Source organism: Streptomyces sp. NPDC026417, from assembly GCF_055567695.1.
The window spans coordinates 105,209-127,308 of record NZ_JBVHPY010000006.1 but is presented as its reverse complement, the minus strand read 5'-3'; the positions used below and the strand labels follow the sequence as shown (position 1 = coordinate 127,308).

Sequence of the window (22,100 nt, the reverse complement as noted above, 5' to 3'; positions counted from 1 at the left end):
TCGCCCCCTCCCCCCTTTTCTCCTTTCTCCGCACCTCGTTCCCATCCTCCCTCCCCTCTTCTCCCCCCCCCCCCCCCTCTTCTCCCCCCCCCCCCCCACCCCCCCCCCCCCCCGGGCCGCTCCCGCCGCCGCCGGCGCGAGGCCCGTGTCGAAGATGAACGTCCGGGCCGCGTTGACCAGATGGTCGACGACGGCCGCCGGACCGAGGACCGCGCCGCCCTGACTGCCGAGCGACTTGGAGAGGGTCACGGTCACCACGACGTCCGGCGCGCCCGCGAGACCGTTCGCCTGGGCGGCCCCCCGCCCGCCGTCGCCCAGGACACCGAGGCCGTGCGCGTCGTCGACGACGAGTCCCGCCCCGTACTGCCGGCAGGCGGCGGCCAGTCCGGCCAGCGGTGCCGCGTCGCCGTCCACCGAGAAGACGGTGTCCGACACGGCGATGGCGGGCCCCTCGTGGGTCCCGAGCGCCTTGCGGACGGCCTCCGGATCGGTGTGCGCGACGACCTGTGTCGTCCCGCGCGCCAGGCGGCAGCCGTCGATGAGCGAGGCGTGGTTGCCCGCGTCGGAGACCACGAGGGAGCCGTGCGGCGCGAGCGCGGTGACGGCCGCGAGGTTGGCGGCGTACCCCGAGGAGAACACGAGCGCGGACTCGAAGCCGCAGAAGTCGGCCAGTTCCCGTTCGAGTTCGCCGTGCAGCTCCGTGGTGCCCGTGACCAGCCGGGAGCCGGTGGCGCCGCCGCCCCAGCGTCGCGCGGCCTCGGCCGCGGCCTCGGTGATCTGCGGATGCCGGGCCAGACCGAGGTAGTCGTTGCTGGCGAGATCGAGGAGCGGTGAGTCGGCGGGGCGCGGCCGCAGCGTGCGGACCAGACCCGCCCGGCGGCGGTGGTGCGCCTGCTCGTCGATCCATGCGAACGGCGATCCGGCCATGCTGGCGCCTCCGGGCCCTGAGGTCGTTTTGTAGGCAGTGCACAGACCCTAGCCGTCCGGCCCGCCACCCAGGATGTGGCAATACCCACACCTCGAACGGTCTCTGTTGTGCAAACTCTCCTTGGCCCCGGGCGGTCGCATAGGCCAGGATCGGGCCTCATGGACCTGCTGAACACGCTGGTGGACAAGGGGCTTCGGCGCGAGCTGCCGACCCGGGACGAGGCTCTGGCCGTGCTGGCCACGTCCGACGACGACCTGCTCGATGTGGTGGCGGCGGCGGGCAAGGTGCGCCGGCACTGGTTCGGCCGACGGGTCAAACTCAACTATCTGGTGAATCTCAAATCGGGACTGTGCCCCGAGGACTGCTCCTACTGTTCTCAGCGGCTCGGTTCCAAGGCCGAGATCCTGAAGTACACCTGGCTCAAGCCCGACGAGGCCTCGCAGGCCGCGGCGGCCGGCCTGGCCGGGGGCGCCAAGCGCGTCTGCCTCGTGGCGAGCGGGCGCGGCCCGACGGACCGTGACGTCGACCGGGTGTCCGACACCATCAAGGCGATCAAGGACCAGAACGAGAGCGTCGAGGTCTGCGCCTGCCTGGGGCTGCTCTCCGACGGGCAGGCCGAGCGGCTGCGCGAGGCCGGCGCCGACGCCTACAACCACAACCTGAACACGTCCGAGGGGACGTACGGGGACATCACGACCACGCATACGTACGCCGACCGGGTGGACACGGTCCAGAAGGCGCACTCCGCGGGACTGTCCGCCTGCTCCGGCCTGATCGCGGGCATGGGCGAGAGCGACGAGGACCTGGTCGACGTGGTGTACGCGCTGCGCGAGCTCGACCCCGACTCCGTCCCGGTGAACTTCCTGATCCCGTTCGAGGGCACTCCGCTCGCCAAGGAGTGGAACCTGAGCCCGCAGCGCTGTCTGCGCATCCTGGCGATGGTCCGCTTCGTCTGCCCCGACGTCGAGGTCCGCATCGCGGGCGGCCGCGAGGTGCATCTGCGCTCGATGCAGCCGCTGGCGCTGCACCTGGCCAACTCGATCTTCCTCGGCGACTACCTGACGAGCGAGGGCCAGGCGGGCAAGGCCGACCTGGACATGATCGCCGACGCCGGTTTCGAGGTCGAGGGCGCCGGAGAGGTCACGCTTCCCGAGCACCGGGCGCAGGCCGGCGGGTGCGGCTCCCGGGAGACCGCGGGCTGCGGATCGCACGAGGCCGCGGGCTGCGGGTCGCACGAGAACGCGGGCTGCGGATCGCACGAAGGGGGCGGTGTCTGCGGTTCGGCACCCGCGCCGCAGGCGAGCGAGGCGCGGACGGACCTCGTGGCGGTGCGCCGCCGGGGCGCCGGAACGGACCTCGCGCCCAATGCCTGAGCTGTCCGTCGGCGAGCTGCTCGACCTCGACCGGCGCCATGTGTGGCATCCGTACGGGCCGATGCCGGGTCGGCAGGAGCCACTGGTGGTGGAGTCGGCCAGCGGTGTTCGGCTGCGCATGGCCGACGGATCGGGCGAACTGGTCGACGGGATGTCGTCCTGGTGGTCGGCGATCCACGGCTACAACCACCCGGTGCTGAACGACGCGGTGCGCGGCCAGTTGGAGCGCATGAGCCACGTGATGTTCGGCGGGCTCACGCACGAGCCCGCCGTACAGCTGGCGAAGCGCCTTGTCGACATGTCTCCGGAGGGCCTGGAGCACGTCTTCCTCGCCGATTCCGGCTCGGTCTCGGTCGAGGTCGCCGTCAAGATGTGCCTGCAGCACTGGCGTTCGCTCGGTCGGCCGGGCAAGCAGCGGCTGCTGACCTGGCGCGGCGGCTATCACGGCGACACCTGGCAGCCGATGTCCGTGTGCGATCCCAAGGGCGGGATGCACGAGCTGTGGCAGGGCGTGCTCCAGCGGCAGGTGTTCGCGGACACCCCGCCGGTCGCGTACGAGGAGTCGTACGCGGATCATCTGCGCGAACTGATCGGGCGGCACGCGGACGAACTGGCCGCGGTGATCGTGGAGCCGGTGGTCCAGGGCGCGGGCGGGATGCGGTTCCACTCCCCCGCGTACCTGCGGGTGCTGCGCGAGGCGTGCGACGCCCACGACGTGCTGCTCGTCTTCGACGAGATCGCGACCGCGTTCGGCCGCACGGGCGCGCTGTTCGCGGCGGAGCACGCCGGGGTGACACCCGACGTGATGTGCGTGGGCAAGGCGCTGACCGGCGGATACATGACACTGGCGGCGACGCTGTGCACGGCCCGGGTGGCCGACGGCATCTCGCGCGGCGAGGTCCCGGTGCTCGCACACGGGCCCACGTTCATGGGCAATCCGCTGGCGGCGGCCGTCGCGTGCGCCTCGATCGACCTGCTGCTCGGGCAGGACTGGCAGACCGAGGTCAAGCGGATCGAGAACGGCCTGCGGGACGGGCTCGCGCCGGCCGCGGAGCTGCCGGGCGTGCGGGAGGTCCGGGTGCTCGGCGCGATCGGGGTGGTCCAGCTCGACCACGCCGTCGACATGGAGGCGGCGACACGGGCGGCCGTGCGCGAGGGCGTGTGGCTGCGGCCGTTCCGCGACCTCGTCTACACGATGCCGCCCTACGTCACCAGTGACACGGACCTGGCACGGATCGCCCGCGCGGTGTGCGCGGCCGCGCGGGAGGGATGACATGCGGGACACATCGGTACTGGTGATCACGGGAACGGGCACCGAGGTCGGCAAGACCGTCGTGACGGCCGCCGTCGCCGCGGCGGCGGTCGCCGCCGGGCGGTCGGTGGCGGTGCTCAAGCCTGCACAGACGGGCGTCGGACCGGACGAGCGCGGTGACGCCGACGAGGCGGTGCGGCTCGCCGGGCGCATGACCACGCTGGAACTCGCGCGCTATCCCGAGCCGTTGGCGCCGGCGACGGCGGCCCGTCGGGCGGGGCTCCCGCCGGTACGGCCGCGGCAGGTGGCGGACGCCGCGGCCAAGCTGGCCACGGAGCACGATCTCGTCCTGGTCGAGGGTGCGGGCGGTCTGCTCGTACGGTTCGACGAGGCGGGCGGCACGCTGGCGGACGCCGCCAGGCTGCTGAACGCACCCGTCCTGGTCGTCGCCTCGGCCGGTCTCGGCACCCTGAACACGACCGAGCTCACCGCCCGTGAGCTGCGCGGTCGAGGTATCGACTTCCTGGGCGCCGTGATCGGCAGCTGGCCCGACTCCCCGGATCTGGCCTGCCGTTGCAACCTGGTGGACCTCCCGGAGGTGTCCGGCGCTCCGCTGCTCGGTGCGGTGCCCGCGGGCGCCGGATCGCTGGAGCCCGCCGACTTCCGCGCCGCGGCGCCGGGTTGGCTGTCGCCCCGGCTGCACGGCACGTGGAACGCGGACACGTTCACGTCCGCCGAGGCCCCGTAACCCGTCATCGCGCGGTCCTTCGTGTCCGGGTGCGCGCGGGGACTCCCGCCCGCCCGGGCCCGAGGGACCGCAGGGTTCACAGGCTCCACTTGCGCAGTTCGCGCGCGATGTCCTGGACGGAGGCCTCCCCGCTCTTCACCAGCCGGGCCAGGTCACGGACCTGCTCGGGGGCGATCACCACCTTGACGCCGCCGGCGACGAGGTAGGCGTAGGCGACGGCGGACGCGAACAGTGCGTTGGACCGCTCCAGCGCCGGTACGTGCAGCAGGAGTTGGAGCAGCGCCGCGGCGCGGTCGTGCGGGGTGTCGTAGACCGGGGTGCCGAAGATCTCGGCCTCGTGCCGGCTCACGGCGGCGACGAGCGCTCCCCAGTCGGTGACCTGGGGATCTCCGGGGGTCTTCTGTTCGGCGATCATGAGGAGCCAGGCGAGATCGATGCGGAGATGGCTCAACGGATCAACGACGACCTTCGCGCTCCGCGCCGAATTCCTCGGCGAAGACGGTCTCGTACTGCTTCATGAAGTCGGCCGCGGCGTCCACGAACGTGTGGCCGGCCTCTCCGGTGTCCTGGCGTACCAGCTCTTCGATGTAGCGGTTCACACTCATGCCACGCTCCAGGGCACGCTCGCGGGCGGCACGGGCGGTGCCCTCGTCCACCCGGACGTTCAGCTGAGTCTTGGCCATACCTCGAAGCTAGCGCCGAAGCGCTAGCAGCGGCAAGGGGGCCAGGGAATCCGGACAGGTCCTCCCCCGGGTGGAGAGTGCCCCTTACACGCGTGTCGGGGGCCAGACCTGGGGCGGAGAACGTCCGGCACTTCGGGGGGATACCGGGTGTGCCCCCGGTCACACTACGCTCGGCCGGGACCGAGGAGTCGGGACGTCAACGACCGGGAGGCGGCCTTGTCCATACCCGCAGCGGAGCAGGCCGTCGGCCGGCCGCACGCCGACGGGATCGCGGCCCGCGCCCGCGGTCTGACCAAGGCCTACGGCTCCGGCGAGACGGCCGTGCTCGCCCTGGACTCGGTCGACGTGGACATCGCGCGCGGCCGGTTCACCGCCGTCATGGGCCCCTCGGGTTCCGGCAAGTCCACGCTCATGCACTGCCTGGCGGGGCTCGACACCGTCTCGGCCGGGCAGGTGTGGCTGGGCGACACCGAGATCACCGGTCTGAAGGAGCGGGAGCTGACCCGGCTGCGACGGGACCGGATCGGCTTCATGTTCCAGTCCTTCAACCTGATCCCGACGCTGAACGCGGCCGAGAACATCACCCTGCCCATGGACATCGCCGGCCAGAAGCCCGACCGGGAGTGGCTGGACCAGGTCATCGACACGCTGGGGCTGCGCGACCGGCTGCGGCACCGGCCCGCTCAGCTGTCCGGCGGGCAGCAGCAGCGCGTGGCCTGCGCGCGGGCCCTCGCCTCCCGTCCCGAGCTGATCTTCGCCGACGAGCCGACCGGGAACCTCGACTCGCGCGCCGGGCTGGAGGTGCTCGGCTTTCTGCGCGGGGCGGTCGACGACCTCGGGCAGACGGTCGTCATGGTCACCCACGATCCGGGTGCCGCGGCCCACTCCGACCTGGTGCTCTTCCTCGGGGACGGGCGGATCGTGGACGAGATGGCACGGCCGAGTGCCGAGGCCGTGCTGGAGCGTATGAAGCGGTTCGACTCGGCCCGTGCCGCGGTCGACGGTGCCCCGGGGGCCGCCGCGCCCCCACCGGCGCCACGCACCCCGGACGAGGCGTCCGCCCATGCGGCGCGGCCCTCCGGCGACACGACCCCCGACAAGGACTGAGGCGGTCGTGCTCAAGGCGACTCTGCGGAGCTTTCTCGCGCACAAGGGACGGCTGCTGCTCTCGGCGCTGGCCGTCGTCCTGTCCGTCGCGTTCGTGGCGGGCAGCCTGATCTTCTCGGACACCGTCACCCGGACGTTCGACCGGCTCTTCGCCTCGACCTCGGCCGACGTGACCGTGTCCCCCCGGGACGACCTGGAGTCGCAGATCCCCTCCGGGGCGACCGCCACCGTCCCGGCCTCGCTCGCCGAACGGGTGGCGAGGATCGACGGCGTCGCGAGCACGCACGGCGATGTGTCCGTGGAGAACATCACCGTCGTCGACCGGGAGAACGAGTCCGTCGGGCCGACCACGGGCGCACCCACCATCGCCACCGACTGGTTCGTCACCGACCGCAGCCCGGTGAAGCTGACGTCCGGTCACGCACCGGAGGGCTCCGGCCAGGCACTGCTCGACGCGGACACCGCGAAGAACAAGCACGTGCGGATCGGCGACACCCTGACGGTCCTCGCCGAACCCGGGTCGTTCGAGGTGCGGGTGGTCGGCATCGCCACGTTCACCACCACCAACCCCGGAGCCGCACTGGTCTATCTGGACACCCCCACCGCGCAGTCCAGGCTGCTCGGCCGCTCCGGAGTGGTCACCAGCGTCTCCGTGATCGCCGCGCCGGGGGTGAGCGACGCGCAACTCAAGCAGCGCATCGCCGCCGAGATCGGCACCCGGGACTACGAGTTGCAGACCGCCGACGAGGAGGCCCAGTCGGCGGCGGACGACCTCGGCAGCTTCCTCGACGTGATCAAGTACGTGATGCTCGGCTTCGCCGGAATCGCGGTTCTCGTCGGGGTGTTCCTGATCGTCAACACCTTCTCGATGCTCATCGCCCAACGCACGCGTGAACTGGGGCTGTTGCGGGCGCTGGGGGCCGACCGCCGTCAGGTGCGCCGGTCGGTGCTGACCGAGGCGACCCTGCTCGGCCTGGTCGGTTCGACGCTCGGACTCGCCGCCGGGATCGGGCTCGCGGCCGGACTGATCGAGCTCATGGGCGCGTTCGGCATGAACCTCAAATCCACCGAGATGGTGATCGGCTGGGCGACCCCCGTCTCGGCGTACGCCGTCGGGGTGGGCGTCACCTTCCTGGCCGCGTACCTGCCGGCCCGGCGCGCGGCGGGCGTGTCACCGATGGCGGCGCTCGCGGACGCCGAGATCGCCGGTGTGGGGCGGCCGTTGCGCACGCGCGCGATCGTGGGCACGGTCGTCGGCGCGGCCGGAGCCGCCGCTCTCGTCGGCTGCGTGACGGCGACGAAGACGTCGTCGGCGGCGTCCCTGCTGGCGCTCGGTGTCGTCCTCACCCTGGTCGCAACCGTCATCGCCGGTCCCCTGCTGGTGCGGCCCGTGATCCGGGTGCTCGGCGGGGCCTTCCCCGCCCTGTTCGGCTCCGTGGGCCGGATGAGCCAGCGCAACGCGCTGCGCAACCCCCGGCGGACCGGTGCCACGGCAGCCGCCCTGATGGTCGGGCTCGCCCTGGTGGGCGGGATGTCGGTGGCGAGCGCGTCCATGAGCAAGTCGTTCGACCAGCAGATCGACAGAACGCTCGGCGCCGACTTCGTGGTGCAGAACAGCAACTTCCTGCCCTTCCCGCGGGAGATCACCGACAAGGTCCGCGGTACCGACGGCACCGGACTCGTCGTACGACAGCGGTTCACACCGGTGGCGGTGCGTCTGCCCGACGGCAAGCGGGTGGAGACCACGGCCGCGGCCTACGAGTCCCGGCTGGACGACGTCGCGCACGTCACCTACACCCGGGGGGACACGGAGGCGGCACTGGCGGACGGCCACATCGCCATGGACGCCGGGTTCGCGAAGGACCACGGCGTACGGATCGGCAGCACGGTCCCGGTGGAGTTCCCCGGCGGACGTACGGCCGACTTGGAGGCGGCCGCCTTCACCGACCAGGAGTCCGCCGAGGGCTTCGGCATGCAGGGCGGGCTCTTCTTCGGCTTCGGCACCATCGGGACGTACGTGCCCGGCGGCCAGGACTCCGCGCTGTACGTGAACGCGGCGCCCGGCACCGACGCCGACGGGCTGCGGGCCGGCCTGGAGAAGACGCTCGACCCGTACCCGCAGGTGCAGGTGCGCGACCTGGCCGACTACAAGGAGCTGGTGCACGACCAGATCGCCGTGCTGCTCTACCTCGTGTACGCGCTGCTCGGGCTCGCGATCGTCATCGCCGTGCTCGGCGTGGTCAACACCCTCGCGCTGTCGGTGGTGGAACGCACCCGGGAGATCGGGCTGCTGCGCGCGATCGGGCTGGCCCGCCGCCAGCTGCGCCGGATGATCAGGCTGGAGTCGGTCGTGATCGCCGTGTTCGGCGCGGTCCTCGGGCTGGGTCTCGGTCTGCTGTGGGGACTGTGCGTACAGCAGGTGCTCGCCCTCCAGGGCATGACGGCGCTGGCGATCCCCTGGACCACGATCGTCGCGGTCGTGGTCGGTTCGGCGGTCGTGGGCATCGTGGCGGCACTGCTGCCGGCGCTGCGCGCCTCCCGGATGAACGTGCTGGCCGCCATCGCGCACGAGTGAGGACGCGTCCGGCGCCGATGGGCGTCCGGATCGTGGAAACTGCGTGTCGCGGCCGGAGGGCCCGTGGTGGGATCGCGGCATGACCGATCTTCGGATACGGGCCGCGACGCCCGAGGACCTGGACTCCGTGCTCGCCTTCTGGAAAGTGGCCGCCGAGGGGACCAGCATCAGTGACGACCGCGACGGCGTGGAGCGGCTGCTGCGGCGCGATCCCGAGGCACTCGTCCTCGCGGAGTGGGACGGGGAGCTGGTCGGCACGGTCATCGCGGGCTTCGACGGCTGGCGCTGCCATCTGCACCGGCTGGCCGTGCACCCGTCGCGCCGGCGCCTCGGGATCGGCTCGGCGCTGCTGGCGGCGGCGGAGGAGCGGTTCGTACGGCTCGGCGGGCGCCGCGGGGACGCCATGGTGCTGAAGCGGAACGAGACGGCGCATCATGCCTGGCGCGCTGCGGGGTACACGCCCGAGGAACACTGGCGCAGGTGGGTCAAGCCACTGGCCGACTGATCCACTTTGCCGATCCTTTACCATTGAGCACAACAGCCGTCCTCCCGCATGGAAAGGTGTGAGCGTCCGCCCATGGGCGAACCTCCCGGTCCGCGGCCCTGCCGCCCTCCCGGTCCCCGACGTCGCGCGATCCCCCGCCACTGGCCGATCATGGGACGGAGGTGACCCGATGACCGAAGTGCTCCTTCTCCTGGTGGCGATCCTGCTCTCCGTGGCCTGCGGCGCCTTCGTCGCGGCCGAGTTCTCGCTGACCACGGTCGAGCGCGGGGAGCTGGAGCGCGCCGCGGAGCGCGGCGAACGTGGTGCGGCCGGCGCCCTCAAGGCCGCACGGAACCTGACGTTCCAGCTGTCCGGCGCACAGCTCGGCATCACGGTGACCAACCTGGTGGTCGGCATGCTCGCCGAGCCGTCCATCGCCAAACTGATCGCCGGCCCGCTGGAGGCACTGGGCGTACCGAGCTCGGCCTCGCACTCCATCGCACTGGTACTGGGCACGGCCCTGTCCACCGTCTTCCTGATGGTCGTCGGCGAGTTGGTGCCCAAGAACTGGGCGATCTCGTCGCCGCTCGCGGTCGCCAAGCGGGTGGCGAGCCCGCAGCGCTGGTTCAGCGCCGCGTTCCGCCCGTTCATCACCCACCTGAACAACACCGCGAACCGGATGGTGCGCCGCTTCGGCATCGAACCGGCCGAGGAGCTCGCCTCCGCGCGAGGCCCCAAGGAACTCGTGGCACTCGCCCGGCACTCCGCCAAGGAGGGTGCGCTGGAGCCGGACACCGCGGAGCTCTTCGTCCGCACGCTCAACCTCGCCGACCTGAGCGCGGAGAACGTGATGACGCCGCGCGTCCAGGTCATCGCCCTCGACCTCCAGGCGACCTGCGAGGACGTGGCGAACGCGACGCGGGCCACCGGCCTGTCCCGGTTCCCCGTCTACCGCGGGAACCTCGACTCGGTGGTCGGTGTGGTGCACATCAAGGACGTCCTGACGGTGTCCGCCGGGCTGCGGGCCCGCACCTCGGTCTCGCACATCATGCGCGAAGCCCTTTTCGTACCCGAGTCGCTGACCGTCGACCGGCTGCTGGACCGGCTGGCCGGCAAGCGCACGATGGCCGTGGTGATCGACGAGTACGGCGGTACGGCCGGGGTCGCCACCCTGGAGGACATCGTCGAGGAGGTCGTCGGGGAGGTACGCGACGAGCACGATCCGCACGAGACGCCCGACCTGGCCCCGGCCGGCACGGACGACGCCGGACGCGCGCTGTACTCGGCCGACGGTTCGGCCCGCACCGACCAGCTCGCACGGGTCGGCCTGCGCGTGCCGGACGGGCCCTACGAGACGCTGGCCGGGCTCGTCGCCACCGAGATCGGCCGCATTCCGGCGGTCGGCGACTCGGTCGAGGTGTCCGGCTGGCTCCTCGACGTGACGGACGCCTCCGGGCGCCGGGCCGCCCGGGTGCTGCTGCACGCGCCGGACGGCGACGACATGGCCGGACAGAAGGAGGAGGCGCGATGACCGCCGTACAGCTGCTGATCGGTCTGGCCACGCTCGTCGTGAACGCCTTCTTCGTGGGCGGCGAGTTCGCCCTCATCTCGGTGCGCCGCAGCCAGATCGAGCCGCACGCCGAGGACGGCGACCGCCGTGCGCGCAGCGTGCTGTGGGGGCTGGAGCACGTGTCCGCGCTGCTGGCCGCGGCGCAGCTGGGCATCACCCTGTGCACGCTGGTCCTCGGCGTGGTGGCCGAGCCCGCGATCGCGCATCTGCTGGAGCCGGTGTTCCACGCGGTCGGCGTCCCCGAGGGCGCGGGCCACGCGGTCTCGTTCGTGATCGCGCTCACCCTGGCGACGTATCTGCACATGCTGCTCGGCGAGATGGTCCCGAAGAACGTGGCCCTGGCGGAGCCGGTACGGACCGCGCTGCTGCTGGGTCCCCCGCTGGTCGCGCTGGCCCGGGCGCTGCGCCCGGTGATCTTCGCGGTGAACGCCTTCGCGAACGGGCTCCTGAAGCTGCTGCGCGTGGAGGCCAAGGACGAGGTCACGGCCACCTTCTCGGACGACGAGCTGGCGCGCCTCGTCGCGGACTCCGGCGAGGCGGGACTCATCGACGAGCGCGCCCGGGAGCGGCTGCACGACGCCCTGGAGCTGGGGCGGCGCCCCGTGCGCGACGTCGTGCTCCCGCTGGAGAGCGTGGTCTACGCGAGCGTGGGCGTCACGCCCGAGCAACTGGAGCGGCTGTCCGCCGAGACCGGCTTCTCCCGCTTCCCCGTGGTGGACGACGGCCGCCGGATCGTGGCCTATCTGCACGTCAAGGACGCGCTGGACGCGATGCCTCGCGACCTGCCCTTCCCGGTCCGGGACATGCGCCCGATCGCCCGGGTCCGCGAGGCGACGCCGCTGGACGACGTCCTGACCGCCATGCGCCGGAGCCGTACGCACCTGGCGGCGGTCCTGGGCGAGGACGGCCGGCTCTCGGGCCTGGTGACCATGGAGGACGTCCTGCGGGAACTCTTCGGCCAGCCGGCGTGAGGGGAGCCGGGCGGAGCGCGTGCCGCCCGGCGGACGGCCCGGCCGCCTGAGGTGACGTCGCGCGGACGGCTCGGCCGGGTGTGACGTCGCGCGGACGGCTTCACCCGGTGGGACGTCCCGCGGATGGTTCGGCCGGGTGTGCCGCCCGGCGGACGGCTCGGCCCGGTGGGACGTCGCGCGCGCCTTGGCCCGGTGGGACGCCCCGCGGACGGCTTGACCCGGTGCTCGCCGAGGCGGGGGCCCGGCACCGGACCTCGGCCGGCCGGTGCCGGGCCCCCGGCCGGGGGTACCGCGGAGTCACCGTCCCGTCGGACCGCCCGACCAGGGGCGTGGGACGCGACGCCCGGCCCGCGTGACCGGCGGCCTCTGCCGACTGCCGACGCCAGGCTTCACCCGGCCTCGGGGGGCGCTGCGGACTGGCCGGGACGAGGCCACCCGGTAGGCGGGTGGCGTCGCCGGCACGGGGCTCACCCGGTACGGCGGGTCGACCGCCAGTGCCGGGCTCAACGGCGGGGCCCGCCGACCGCCGGTGCCCAGCCCACCCCGCGGGACGGGCCGCGCCGGTGCCGGGCTCACCCGGCGGGGAGCGTCGGGGCTGCGGCGCCCGGCCCGCCGTGGGGGCGGGAGGCCGACCGACCGGCGGGTATGGAGCCGAGTTACCATCGCTTTCGCCATGCAGACGAATCCCACCCACACCAGCCTTGTCGCGGTCGGCGACTCCTTCACCGAGGGCATGTCGGACCTGCTGCCCGACGGCACCTACCGCGGCTGGGCCGATCTCCTGGCGGCCCGGATGGCCGCCCACACGCCCGGTTTCCGGTACGCCAACCTGGCGGTGCGCGGCAAGCTGATCGGGCAGATCGTCGCCGAGCAGGTACCGCTGGCCTCCGCCATGGAGCCCGACGTGATCACCCTCGTCGGCGGGCTCAACGACACGCTCCGGCCCAAGTGCGACATGGGGCGGGTCCGCGGACTCCTGGAGGAGGCCGTGGAGCGGCTCGCCCCTGCCTGCAAGCAGCTCGTGCTCATGCGCAGCCCGGGCCGCAACGGCCCCGTGCTGGAGCGGTTCCGGCCGCGCATGGAGGAGCTGTTCACCTGCATCGACGACCTCGCGGCGCGGCACGGCGCGCTCGTCGTCGACCTGTACGGGGCCGCTTCGCTCTCCGACCCGCGCATGTGGCACGTCGACCGGCTCCACCTCACGTCCGAGGGGCACCGCCGGGTCGCCGAGGCGGTCTGGCAGTCGCTCGGCTACGAGCCGGAGGACGCCGACTGGCACGCACCGGTCCCGCCCACCCCGCCGCCCGGCTGGGTCGCGCGCCGCACGGCGGACGCGCGGTTCGCCCGTGAGCACCTGCTGCCGTGGATAGGCCGCCGGCTGACCGGCCGCTCTTCGGGCGACGGGCTCCCCGCCAAGCGGCCCGATCTGCTGCCGTGGGAGCGGCCGGAGACCTAGGGGGTCACCCGACACGGGAGCGCCCGGGCGGTGGCGGGGGCGGACGGCGGGGCGCAGGATCTGGTTCGGTGGGGCGCGTACCGAAAGGAGTCCGGGTGAGCACCTCCGTGATCAACCTCAAGGGGCGGATCCACGACTTCGGCCCCCGGCTGGAGCACGCGCCCGCCGACCTGGTCTACGTCGGCCGCCGCTGGACCATGGGCCACTGGGACCTCCCCCAGCACCCCCTGTACAACCCCTTCGCCCCGGACACCCCCGCCAGGAAGCGCGACGGCACCCGAGCGGAGGTCATGGACCAGTACCGGGCGTACCTCCTCGAACGGCCCGACCTGCTGGCCCGGGTCCCGGAACTGCGCGGCAGAACGCTGGCCTGCTGGTGCGCCCCCGAGCTCTGCCACGGCGACATCCTTGCGGAGCTGGCCGACGCGTCCTGACCGACCGGGTCCCCCTCACCCGGGACGCCCGGCGGCGGCCCGCCGGACTCGTAGCTTCCCACGAACAACCCCGCGGCGCTGGCCTGCACGAATCGCCAGTAGAATCCGTACACGTGACTGCCGCGCCTGCAAAGCCCCGTATCCCGAACGTCCTCGCCGGACGCTACGCCTCCGCCGAGCTCGCCACGCTCTGGTCCCCCGAGCAGAAGGTGAAGCTGGAGCGCCGGCTCTGGCTCGCCGTGCTGCGGGCCCAGAAGGACCTCGGCATCGAGGTGCCGGACGCCGCCGTCGCCGACTACGAGCGCGTGCTCGACCAGGTCGACCTCGCCTCGATCGCGGAGCGCGAGAAGATCACACGGCACGACGTGAAGGCGCGGATCGAGGAGTTCAACGACCTCGCCGGGCACGAGCACGTGCACAAGGGCATGACGTCCCGGGACCTCACGGAGAACGTCGAGCAACTCCAGATCCGGCTCTCGCTGGAGCTCGTGCGCGACCGTACGGTGGCGGTCCTGGCGCGTCTCGGCAAGCTGGCGGGCGAGTACGGCGAGCTGGTCATGGCCGGCCGTTCGCACAACGTGGCCGCGCAGGCCACCACCCTCGGAAAGCGCTTCGCGACCGCCGCCGACGAGTTGCTCGTCGCCTTCGGCCGGGTGGAGGAGCTGCTCGGGCGCTACCCGCTGCGTGGCATCAAGGGCCCGGTCGGCACCGCCCAGGACATGCTCGACCTGCTCGGCGGCGACGCGTCGAAGCTCGCCGACCTGGAGCAGCGCATCGCCCGCCACCTCGGCTTCACGCAGGCGTTCACCTCGGTCGGGCAGGTCTACCCGCGCTCCCTCGACTACGAGGTGGTGACCGCGCTGGTGCAGCTGGCCGGTGCTCCCTCCTCGCTGGCCAAGACGATCCGTCTGATGGCCGGGCACGAGCTGGTCACCGAGGGCTTCAAGCCCGGCCAGGTGGGTTCCTCGGCGATGCCGCACAAGATGAACACCCGCTCCTGCGAGCGCGTCAACGGCCTGATGGTGATCCTCCGGGGCTATGCGTCGATGACGGGCGAGCTGGCGGGCGACCAGTGGAACGAGGGCGACGTGTCCTGCTCGGTGGTGCGCCGGGTCGCGCTGCCGGACGCGTTCTTCGCGCTGGACGGGCTGCTGGAGACCTTCCTCACCGTTCTCGACGAGTTCGGCGCCTTCCCGGCCGTCGTCGCCCGCGAACTCGACCGCTACCTGCCCTTCCTGGCGACCACGAAGGTCCTCATGGGCGCGGTGCGGGCGGGCGTGGGCCGCGAGGTCGCGCACGAGGCCATCAAGGAGAACGCCGTCGCCTCCGCCCTCGCCATGCGCGAGCAGGGCGCCGAGCGGAACGAGCTGCTCGACAAGCTCGCCGCGGACGAGCGCCTCCCGCTGGACCGCGCGCAGCTCGACGAGCTGATGGCCGACAAGCTGTCCTTCACGGGCGCCGCCGCCGACCAGGTGGCCGTCGTCGTCGGCCGCGTCGAGGAGATCGTGAAGCAGTACCCGCAGGCCGCGGGCTACACGCCGGGGGCGATCCTCTGACGAGGTTCACTCCCGCGGACCTGGAGGCCGCCCGCGACCGGCTGGTGCCGGATGTCGTCGCGGACGGCCTCCGCGTGCTGTTCTGCGGCATCAACCCGGGGCTGATGACGGCTGCCACCGGTCACCACTTCGCCCGGCCCGGCAACCGGTTCTGGCCGGTCCTGCATCTGTCGGGGTTCACGCCACGGCTGCTGAAGCCGTCCGAGCAGGGCGAGTTGCTCTCCTACGGGCTGGGGATCACGAACGTGGTGGCACGGGCGACGGCGCGGGCCGACGAGCTGACCGCGGAGGAGTACCGCGAGGGCGGACGGCTGCTCGCCGCCAAGGTGGAGCGGCTGCGTCCCCGCTGGCTCGCGGTCGTGGGGGTCACCGCGTACCGGGCGGCCTTCGACGACCGCAAGGCCGGGGTGGGACCGCAGGAGCGGACGATCGGAAGCAGCCGGGTGTGGGTGCTGCCCAACCCGAGCGGTCTGAACGCCCATTGGACGGCGGAGTCGATGGCGGAGGAGTACGCGCGCTTGCGCGAGGCCGCCACGGCCCGCGGCTAGGACGACTCCCGGGTCGCGGTGGGGCCCGTATCCGTGACCACGGCGGGTCCGTGTCCGTGCTCACGGCAGGTCTATGTCCGTGATCACGGCGAGCAGTTGGAAGGGAAGCTCCTTGTCCCACTGCGAGACCCCGAGCGCGACCCAGCGCCCGTGCCGGTCCTCCTTCCACAGGTGCAGGTCCGGCACGTGCGCGCTCAGTGTGCCCCACGGCTCGGGTATCGCCTCTCCGCCCGCCGACCGCTCCAGGACGCTCGCCAGCGAGACCCGCTGCGGGCTCCCCCACCGGTCCGCCAGCCGCTCCGAGAGGCCGTCCCGGTCGGCCTCGAACTGCTCCTCCGTCTCCTCGCGGTCCGTGCCGTCGTCCTCCCAGAAGTCGCCGCTCGTGGCCAGCTCGGCCAGGTGGTAGCCCGGTCCCCCGGTGCCGGCGTCCGACCGGCCGCGCTCCGGGGGGAAGTCCTCGGAGCACAGCCGGTCGATCGTGGCGAGTTGCCGCGCGATGGTCATGCCGTCCAGTAAAGCGGCCCGCACTGACAATTGGCGGTCCGTCAGCCGCCGGGAGCCCGCCCCGGTGCGAGCAGGACCGTGCCGCCTCCGCCGGGGCCGGTGTGGTCAGGCATCGCGGCGGCGCAGGCTCCACGCCCCGGCGCACAGGGCCGCCGCCGCCCAGCCAGCCGTGACGGCGAGCCCGGACCACGGCCCGAGGGCACCGTCCCAGGTCTGATGCAGCGCCACCTGGCCCGCCTTGTCCGGCAGATAGTCGGCCGCGCCGCCCGACACGTCGCCGACCACGAACGAGACGATGAGCAGGAAGGGGATCAGGATGCTCAGCGTCGCGACCCCGCTGCGCAGCAGCGTGGCCAGTCCGGCCGCGAACAGCGCCATCAGCGTGAGGTAGACGCCGCACGCGACGGCGCCCCGCAGCCCCTCGCCCCAGGTCACGCCGGTCCATCGGGAGCCGAGCACCGCGCGGCCCACGGCCAGACCGACCCCTCCGGTGACCAGACCGACGGCCAGTGCCGGTACGGCGACGGCCACCGCCTTCGCCGCGAACCAGCGCAGCCGGTCCGGTACCGCGGTCAGCGACACCCGCAGCGCGCCGTTGCGGAACTCGGCGGCGACGGCCTGCGCGCCGAAGGTGATCGCCGCGATCTGCCCGAAGGAGACGCCGAAGAAGGCCGCGAACAACGGGTCGAACTCCCCACCGGGGTCGTCGAGTCCGGCCAGCGCCGAGAAGACCGCGGTGACGAGCAGGACGGTGAGCAGCGCTCCCACGAGCGACCGCAGCGTACGGATCTTGAGCCACTCCGCGTGGAGGGCGGGGGTGAACGGCACGGTCATGCCTCCAGGGGCTGCGTCGGGGACGGGGCGGTGGTGAACTCGGTGGCTGTCGCGGTCAGATCGAGGTAGGCCTGCTCCAGGGTGGCCTCCACCGGCGCCAGTTCGAGGACGGGCAGCCCCGCGCCCGAGGTGAGGTGCCCGATGTCCGCCACGCGGGCGTCCGGGACGGTCCACCGTCCGTCCTCGCCCTCGACGGCCTCGTAACCGTGCCGCGCGAGCAGGGCGGTCAGCGCCGCACCGTCCGTGGTGCGCACGTGCACCCGGGGCTGCACGCGTGCGTGGATGAACTCCCGCATGGCGGTGTCCGCCAGCAGCCGCCCGCGGCCGAGGACCACCAGGTGGTCGGCGAAGGACGCCGTCTCGTTCATCAGGTGACTGGACACGAGGACGGTGCGGCCCTCCCGGGCCAGTCGCCGCAGCAACTCGCGGATCCAGATGATGCCTTCGGGGTCGAGACCGTTGGACGGCTCGTCCAGGAGCACCACCGGCGGGTCGCCGAGCAGTGCGGCCGCGATGCCCAGCCGTTGCCGCATGCCCAGGGAGTACGTCTTCACCCGGCGCCGCGCGACCGAGGTGAGGCCGGTCTCCTCCAGCACCTCGTCCACCCGGCGTTCGGGGATGCGGTTGCTCGCGGCGAGCACCCGGAGATGGTCCCGGGCCGTCCGTGCGTCGTGCGGAGCCCGCGCGTCGAGCAGGGCGCCCACCCGGCGCAGGGGTTCGCGCAGCGAGGCGTAGGCCCGGCCGCCGATCGTGGCGGTCCCGGACGTCGGCCGGTCCAGGCCGAGCACGAGCCGCATCGTGGTGGACTTCCCGGCGCCGTTGGGGCCGAGGAAACCGGTGACCCGGCCGGGGAGCACGCGGAAGGTGAGGTCGTCCACGGCACGCCTGCCGCCGTACTCCTTGGTGAGCTCATGTACGTCGATGCTGGTCATGGCCTCAGCCTGGCCGCCGGGCCGTCCCGGTTGATCCCCCGCCGGTGGAGAGCGTCTCCCCCGCCCGGGGGAGGACCGCTGTCGGTGCCGCCTGGCACGATGACGCGATGGTCCGCTTTCTGCGCCCGCTGTCGCGGGGGACGACGTACACCCGCCTGCTGCACCTGTGGGTGCCGGTGCTGTTCGTCAGCGTCTGGCTGTTCATCGACATGGCGAATCCCTGGGTCCCCGCCGCGCTGCTGGTCCCGCTGGGGCTCATCCCGTCCGTGCGGGTGGGCGAGGGGGTGCAGGCCCGGCTGATGCTCCTGCCCGACGGACGGGACGGCGGGGACGCGGCGATCTCCGTCACCGCCTCGGCCTCCTGGCGGGACCGGCTGCGGACCGTGCTCTGGCTGGAGGTGCGGATGGCCCTCGGGGTGGCGGCCGCGGCGTCCTCCGTATGGCTGCCGGTGCTCGCCGTCGACCTGTTCCGGACCGCGTTCGGTGACGCGCCCGTGCACTACCCCCTGCTGACGGTCTCGCCGCACTGGGCGTACGTCCTGCTCGTGCCGCTCCCGCTGCTCGCCCTGTACGGGGCGGTCGTCGGCCTCGGTGAGCTCGCCACGGCACTCGCCCGCCGCCTCCTCGGGCCCTCCCCCGGGGAGCGGCTCGCCGCCCTGGAGGAGCGCACCGAGCAGCTCCTGGAGCGCAACCGCATCGCCCGTGAGCTGCACGACTCGATCGGGCACGCGCTGACGGTGGCCGTCGTGCAGGCGGGCGCGGCGCGGGCGGCCGGCGATCCGGCGTTCACCGACCGGGCTCTGGGGGCGATCGAGGACACCGGGCGAGCGGCCCTGGAGGACCTGGAGCGGGTGCTGGGGGTGCTGCGCGAGGCGGAGAGACCCGTGGGCAGCCGGCCCACCCTGGCGGACGCGGACCGGCTGCTGGAATCCGCCCGCACCTCGGGCGCGAAGGTCGACGTCGAGGTGACGGGTCCCGTGGAGAGCGTGCCGGGACCGGTCTCCCGCGAGGGGTACCGGATCCTCCAGGAGTCGCTGACGAACGTGCTCCGGCACGCGGGAGCCGTACCGGTCAGGGTCGGGATCGCGGTCGCCGACGGCACTCTCCGTCTGGAGGTGCGCAATCCGCTGCCGGCGGCCGTGCCCGGACCGGGCCGGGGCAGCGGGCTGCGCGGCATCCGCGAGCGGGCGGCGCTGCTCGGCGGTCGCGCCCGCACCGGCCCCGACGAGGGTGAGTGGCGGGTGCACGTGGAGCTGCCCGTGCACTGATCTAGGCTGGCCCGGTGCCGGTCACCGTGCTGCTTGTCGACGACGAACCCCTGGTGCGTGCCGGGCTGCGTGCCGTCCTGGAGGCGCAGTCCGACATCGAGGTCGTGGGGGAGGCGGCCGACGGCGCGGCGGTGATCCCGCTGGTCCGGCAACTGCGGCCCGATGTCGTCGCCATGGATGTGCGCATGCCGCTGCTGGACGGCATCGAGGCCACCCGTGCGGTGCTGAGGACTGTGGCCGATCCCCCGAAGATCCTGGTGATCACCACATTCGAGAACGACGAGTACGTCTACGAGGCGCTGCGTGCCGGTGCCGACGGATTCCTGCTGAAGCGGGCGCGGCCCGCCGAGATCGTGCACGCGGTGCGGCTCGTCGCCGAGGGCGAGTCGCTGCTCTTCCCCGCCTCGGTACGGCAGTTGGCCGCCGACTACGGCGACCGCGGCGGGAACCCCGCGGCGCGCGCGCTGCTGGACCGGGCCACGCTGACGGAGCGGGAGTCGGAGGTGCTGCGCCTGATGGCCCGGGGTCTGTCGAACGCTGAGATCGCGGCCAGGCTGATCGTCGGGACGGAGACGGTCAAGTCCCACGTCAGCGCCGTACTGGCCAAACTGGGGGCTCGGGACCGCACGCAGGCGGTCATCACCGCGTACGAGTCGGGGTTCGTGTCTCCCGGCTGAAACGGGCCCGCCGGTGACCTGGGGGGTGCCCGGCACTCGCCGGAGTCCGCCGCGCCGAGTACGATCCGGCCAACACGCGCGCGAGCTGGGAGGAAAGACGTTGGGGCGGTTGACCGGCGGGGACCCCTCTCTGCTGCGAAGGATCAATTCCGCGGTGGTGCTGCACGCGCTGCGTGCCACGGACTGCGCGACCCTGACCGAGATCACCCGGGTGACCGGGTTGTCCCGGCCGACGGTCGAGGGCGTCGTCGAGGGGCTGATCGAGGGCGGGCTCGTCGTCGAGAAGGCGGCCGACGAGAGTACGGCGAGGCGCCAGGGGCGGCCCGCCAGACGGTTCAGGTTCCGGGCCGAGGCGGGGCACCTGCTGGGCCTGGAGATCGGACCGCACCGGGTCGCCGCGCTGCTCGCCGATCTGGACGGCCGGGTTCTGGGTGCGATCGCGAAGGACGTCGAGGAGACCGCGCCGGCGGACGAGCGGCTCGAACGACTGCGGGGTGCGGTCGCCGAGCTGCTGCGCCGGGCGGGCGTCGCGCGCGGTTCCCTGCGGGCGGTGGGTGTGGGCAGCCCGGGGATCGTGGAGGCGGACGGCACCGTACGTCTGGGCACCGCGCTGCCGGAGTGGACCGGGCTGCGGCTCGGCGAGCGGCTCAGCCGCTCCTTCAAGTGTCCGGTGCTGGTCGAGAACGACGCCAACGCGGCGGCGGTCGCCGAGCACTGGAAGGGCTCCGCGACGGAGTCCGACGACATCGTGTTCGTGCTGGCCGGGCTGAGCCCGGGCGCCGGAGCGCTGATCGGCGGGCGGCTGCACCGGGGTTACGGCGGCGCCGCCGGGGAGATCGGGGCGCTGCACCTGCTGGGCCGGGGCGCGACGCCGGAGACGCTGCTGTCGACGACGGACGAGCCCCTGCACCCCCTCGACGAGCAGGCGGTCGCGGACGTCTTCGCGCTGGCGCGGCAGGGCGACCAACGGGCCCGCGCCGCCGTCGACCGTTTCATCCAGCGCCTGGTGCACGACGTGGCCGCGCTGGTGCTCGCGCTCGACCCGGAACTGGTCGTCATCGGCGGCTGGGCCGCCGGCCTGGACGGCGTGCTGGAGCCGCTGCGGCGGGAGTTGGCGCGTTACTGCCTGCGGCCGCCGAAGGTGGCGCTGTCCCTGCTGGGCGAGGCGGCGGTCGCGACGGGCGCGCTGCGGCTCGCCCTCGACCATGTGGAGGAGCAGCTGTTCGCGGTGGAGGGGACGGTCACGGCGCGCCGCTGACGGGCCCGCGGCGCCGGACGGGCGCAGCCGGAGGCCGCCGGCACCCGGCCCTCGGCCGGACGCGCGGCACGCCCCGGGAACGGTCCGGGGCGTGCGCGTGCGGCTGGCGGGTCGCGGGGTTCAGGAGGCGCGGCGCTCCGGGTCGTGGTGGATCTCCACGCCGCCGGAGTCCCCGAAGGTCAGCCGGCAGGTGTCGGCGCGGTAGGTGGCCAGCGAGACGGCGACGGTGCGGCCTCCGGCGAAGAACCGCGTCGTGACGACGAGGACGGGCGCCCCGGGGAGGCGGTCGAGCTCCTTGGCGTCGTCCGCGCGGGCCGAGCCGAGTTCCACCGCACGGTCCTGGCCCTCCAGCCCCAGCCGCTGCAGCTCGCGCAGCACCGCACGCGCGCGTGCGGGCCCCGAGGGTGCGTCGATGGAGGTGAGGTCCGGCACCGAGGAGGCCGGGACGTAGAGCAGTTCGGCGGCGACCGGCTGCCCGTGCGTCACGCGGGAGCGGCGCACGGTGTGCACGGCCTCGCCGCGGTCCGTGTCCAGCATGGCGGCGACCGGCCCGGGAGGTACGGCCACCGTGCAGTCCGCGGGCTGCCAGTCGTCGCCGGCGGCGCCCGGCCAGGTGTGCTGCTCGGAGCCGACGGCGACGCCCACGCGCGGCGGGGCGACCGTGGTGCCCACTCCGCGGCGGCGCTGCAGCCGGCCTTCCAGCTCCAGCTGCTCCAGGGCCTGGCGGAGCGTGGCACGGGCGACGCCGAAGCGGGCCGCGAGGTCACGCTCGTTGGGCAGGATCTCACCCACCGAGAACTCGGAGTCGAGTGCCTCACTGAGCACGGTCTTGAGATGCCAGTACTTCGGCTCCGGCACCGTTTCCAGCTGCGTGGTCCCCACCCTGTCCTCCGCAATCGCCGTGGCCCGGCGGCGTTTTAGCGCCCTTGTTTATTAAAGGTT

Annotated in this window: 22 protein-coding genes; 15 read left to right on the top strand and 7 right to left on the bottom strand. The window is 73.1% G+C overall.

The genetic code is table 11. The features are described from left to right. Positions 1 to 927, bottom strand: a 927-nt coding sequence (locus ACZ4NT_RS11915; protein WP_467724971.1) for an 8-amino-7-oxononanoate synthase, incomplete at its 3' end; no start/stop codon positions are given. A 159-nt stretch (positions 928 to 1,086) separates the two neighbouring features. Between ACZ4NT_RS11915 and bioB the strand changes: the two genes are divergently transcribed. Genes bioB through bioD form a run of 3 tightly spaced genes read left to right on the top strand, consistent with a single transcriptional unit; the run spans position 1,087 to position 4,301 of the window. Continuing rightward, positions 1,087 to 2,301: a biotin synthase BioB gene (bioB, locus tag ACZ4NT_RS11910; protein ID WP_121408546.1), complete on the top strand. Its 1,215-nt coding sequence runs from the start codon at positions 1,087 to 1,089 to the stop codon at positions 2,299 to 2,301. Further along, positions 2,294 to 3,574 carry an adenosylmethionine--8-amino-7-oxononanoate transaminase gene (locus ACZ4NT_RS11905; protein WP_121408547.1) on the top strand — a complete coding sequence of 427 codons (1,281 nt, stop codon included), beginning with the start codon at positions 2,294 to 2,296 and terminating at the stop codon, positions 3,572 to 3,574. Before bioB ends, ACZ4NT_RS11905 begins: the two co-directional genes overlap by 8 nt. Position 3,575: 1 nt before the next feature. After that, a complete protein-coding gene (bioD, locus tag ACZ4NT_RS11900) occupies positions 3,576 to 4,301 on the top strand; it encodes a dethiobiotin synthase (RefSeq protein ID WP_121408548.1) in 726 nt (241 codons plus the stop codon). Positions 4,302 to 4,377: 76 nt separating this feature from the next. Here bioD and ACZ4NT_RS11895 read toward each other — a convergent pair whose 3' ends face one another. Continuing rightward, positions 4,378 to 4,752, bottom strand: a complete 375-nt coding sequence (locus ACZ4NT_RS11895) for a fic family toxin-antitoxin system, toxin component (RefSeq protein ID WP_121408549.1) — start codon at positions 4,750 to 4,752, stop codon at positions 4,378 to 4,380. Between the two features lie 4 nt (positions 4,753 to 4,756). Then, the gene (locus tag ACZ4NT_RS11890) at positions 4,757 to 4,984 is read right to left on the bottom strand and encodes a toxin-antitoxin system HicB family antitoxin (protein WP_121408550.1); all 228 of its coding nucleotides are present in this window, start codon (positions 4,982 to 4,984) and stop codon (positions 4,757 to 4,759) included. Positions 4,985 to 5,200: 216 nt separating this feature from the next. Between ACZ4NT_RS11890 and ACZ4NT_RS11885 the strand changes: the two genes are divergently transcribed. The 9 genes from ACZ4NT_RS11885 to mug all read left to right on the top strand — a co-directional run bounded on the left by ACZ4NT_RS11885 (position 5,201) and on the right by mug (position 15,685). Then, positions 5,201 to 6,091: an ABC transporter ATP-binding protein gene (locus ACZ4NT_RS11885; protein ID WP_467724968.1), complete on the top strand. Its 891-nt coding sequence runs from the start codon at positions 5,201 to 5,203 to the stop codon at positions 6,089 to 6,091. A gap of 7 nt (positions 6,092 to 6,098) precedes the next feature. Then, positions 6,099 to 8,666, top strand: a complete 2,568-nt coding sequence (locus tag ACZ4NT_RS11880) for an ABC transporter permease (RefSeq protein WP_467724966.1) — start codon at positions 6,099 to 6,101, stop codon at positions 8,664 to 8,666. A gap of 79 nt (positions 8,667 to 8,745) precedes the next feature. Further along, positions 8,746 to 9,171, top strand: coding sequence for a GNAT family N-acetyltransferase (locus ACZ4NT_RS11875; RefSeq protein ID WP_467724964.1), 426 nt, complete (start codon positions 8,746 to 8,748; stop codon positions 9,169 to 9,171). 169 nt (positions 9,172 to 9,340) lie between these two features. Further along, positions 9,341 to 10,681 (top strand): hemolysin family protein, encoded by a 1,341-nt coding sequence (locus ACZ4NT_RS11870; RefSeq protein WP_467724962.1) that lies wholly within the window; start codon positions 9,341 to 9,343, stop codon positions 10,679 to 10,681. Further along, a complete protein-coding gene (locus ACZ4NT_RS11865) occupies positions 10,678 to 11,691 on the top strand; it encodes a hemolysin family protein (RefSeq protein WP_121408554.1) in 1,014 nt (337 codons plus the stop codon). Before ACZ4NT_RS11870 ends, ACZ4NT_RS11865 begins: the two co-directional genes overlap by 4 nt. Positions 11,692 to 12,364: 673 nt before the next feature. Beyond that, the gene (locus ACZ4NT_RS11860; RefSeq protein ID WP_121408555.1) at positions 12,365 to 13,147 is read left to right on the top strand and encodes an SGNH/GDSL hydrolase family protein; all 783 of its coding nucleotides are present in this window, start codon (positions 12,365 to 12,367) and stop codon (positions 13,145 to 13,147) included. 95 nt (positions 13,148 to 13,242) lie between these two features. Continuing rightward, entirely contained in the window at positions 13,243 to 13,581 is a 339-nt protein-coding gene (locus tag ACZ4NT_RS11855) for a DUF4326 domain-containing protein (RefSeq protein WP_121408556.1), read from the top strand. A gap of 113 nt (positions 13,582 to 13,694) precedes the next feature. Next, positions 13,695 to 15,137, top strand: a complete 1,443-nt coding sequence (gene purB / locus ACZ4NT_RS11850) for an adenylosuccinate lyase (RefSeq protein WP_121408557.1) — start codon at positions 13,695 to 13,697, stop codon at positions 15,135 to 15,137. After that, positions 15,134 to 15,685 carry a G/U mismatch-specific DNA glycosylase gene (gene mug / locus ACZ4NT_RS11845; RefSeq protein ID WP_121408722.1) on the top strand — a complete coding sequence of 184 codons (552 nt, stop codon included), beginning with the start codon at positions 15,134 to 15,136 and terminating at the stop codon, positions 15,683 to 15,685. The genes purB and mug overlap by 4 nt, the downstream gene beginning before the upstream one ends. Before the next feature lie 60 nt (positions 15,686 to 15,745). Here mug and ACZ4NT_RS11840 read toward each other — a convergent pair whose 3' ends face one another. The 3 genes from ACZ4NT_RS11840 to ACZ4NT_RS11830 form a co-directional block, all read right to left on the bottom strand. Beyond that, complete coding sequence (locus tag ACZ4NT_RS11840; protein ID WP_467724958.1) at positions 15,746 to 16,189, bottom strand: hypothetical protein; 444 nt, start codon at positions 16,187 to 16,189, stop codon at positions 15,746 to 15,748. A 105-nt stretch (positions 16,190 to 16,294) separates the two neighbouring features. Further along, entirely contained in the window at positions 16,295 to 17,017 is a 723-nt protein-coding gene (locus ACZ4NT_RS11835) for an ABC transporter permease (RefSeq protein WP_467725196.1), read from the bottom strand. Positions 17,018 to 17,019: 2 nt separating this feature from the next. Then, positions 17,020 to 17,955, bottom strand: coding sequence for an ABC transporter ATP-binding protein (locus ACZ4NT_RS11830; RefSeq protein ID WP_121408559.1), 936 nt, complete (start codon positions 17,953 to 17,955; stop codon positions 17,020 to 17,022). Positions 17,956 to 18,062: 107 nt separating this feature from the next. On the opposite strand from ACZ4NT_RS11830, the gene ACZ4NT_RS11825 reads away from it, so the two are divergent. The 3 genes from ACZ4NT_RS11825 (at position 18,063) to ACZ4NT_RS11815 (ending at position 21,158) form a co-directional block, all read left to right on the top strand. Next, a complete protein-coding gene (locus ACZ4NT_RS11825; protein WP_121408560.1) occupies positions 18,063 to 19,223 on the top strand; it encodes a histidine kinase in 1,161 nt (386 codons plus the stop codon). Between the two features lie 14 nt (positions 19,224 to 19,237). Next, positions 19,238 to 19,900: a response regulator transcription factor gene (locus tag ACZ4NT_RS11820; protein WP_467724956.1), complete on the top strand. Its 663-nt coding sequence runs from the start codon at positions 19,238 to 19,240 to the stop codon at positions 19,898 to 19,900. A 100-nt stretch (positions 19,901 to 20,000) separates the two neighbouring features. Continuing rightward, positions 20,001 to 21,158 carry an ROK family protein gene (locus ACZ4NT_RS11815; RefSeq protein ID WP_121408562.1) on the top strand — a complete coding sequence of 386 codons (1,158 nt, stop codon included), beginning with the start codon at positions 20,001 to 20,003 and terminating at the stop codon, positions 21,156 to 21,158. 120 nt (positions 21,159 to 21,278) lie between these two features. Here the strand turns inward: ACZ4NT_RS11815 and ACZ4NT_RS11810 are convergent, their stop codons facing one another. Then, positions 21,279 to 22,040 carry a GntR family transcriptional regulator gene (locus ACZ4NT_RS11810; RefSeq protein WP_121408563.1) on the bottom strand — a complete coding sequence of 254 codons (762 nt, stop codon included), beginning with the start codon at positions 22,038 to 22,040 and terminating at the stop codon, positions 21,279 to 21,281. Positions 22,041 to 22,100: the final 60 nt, after the last annotated feature.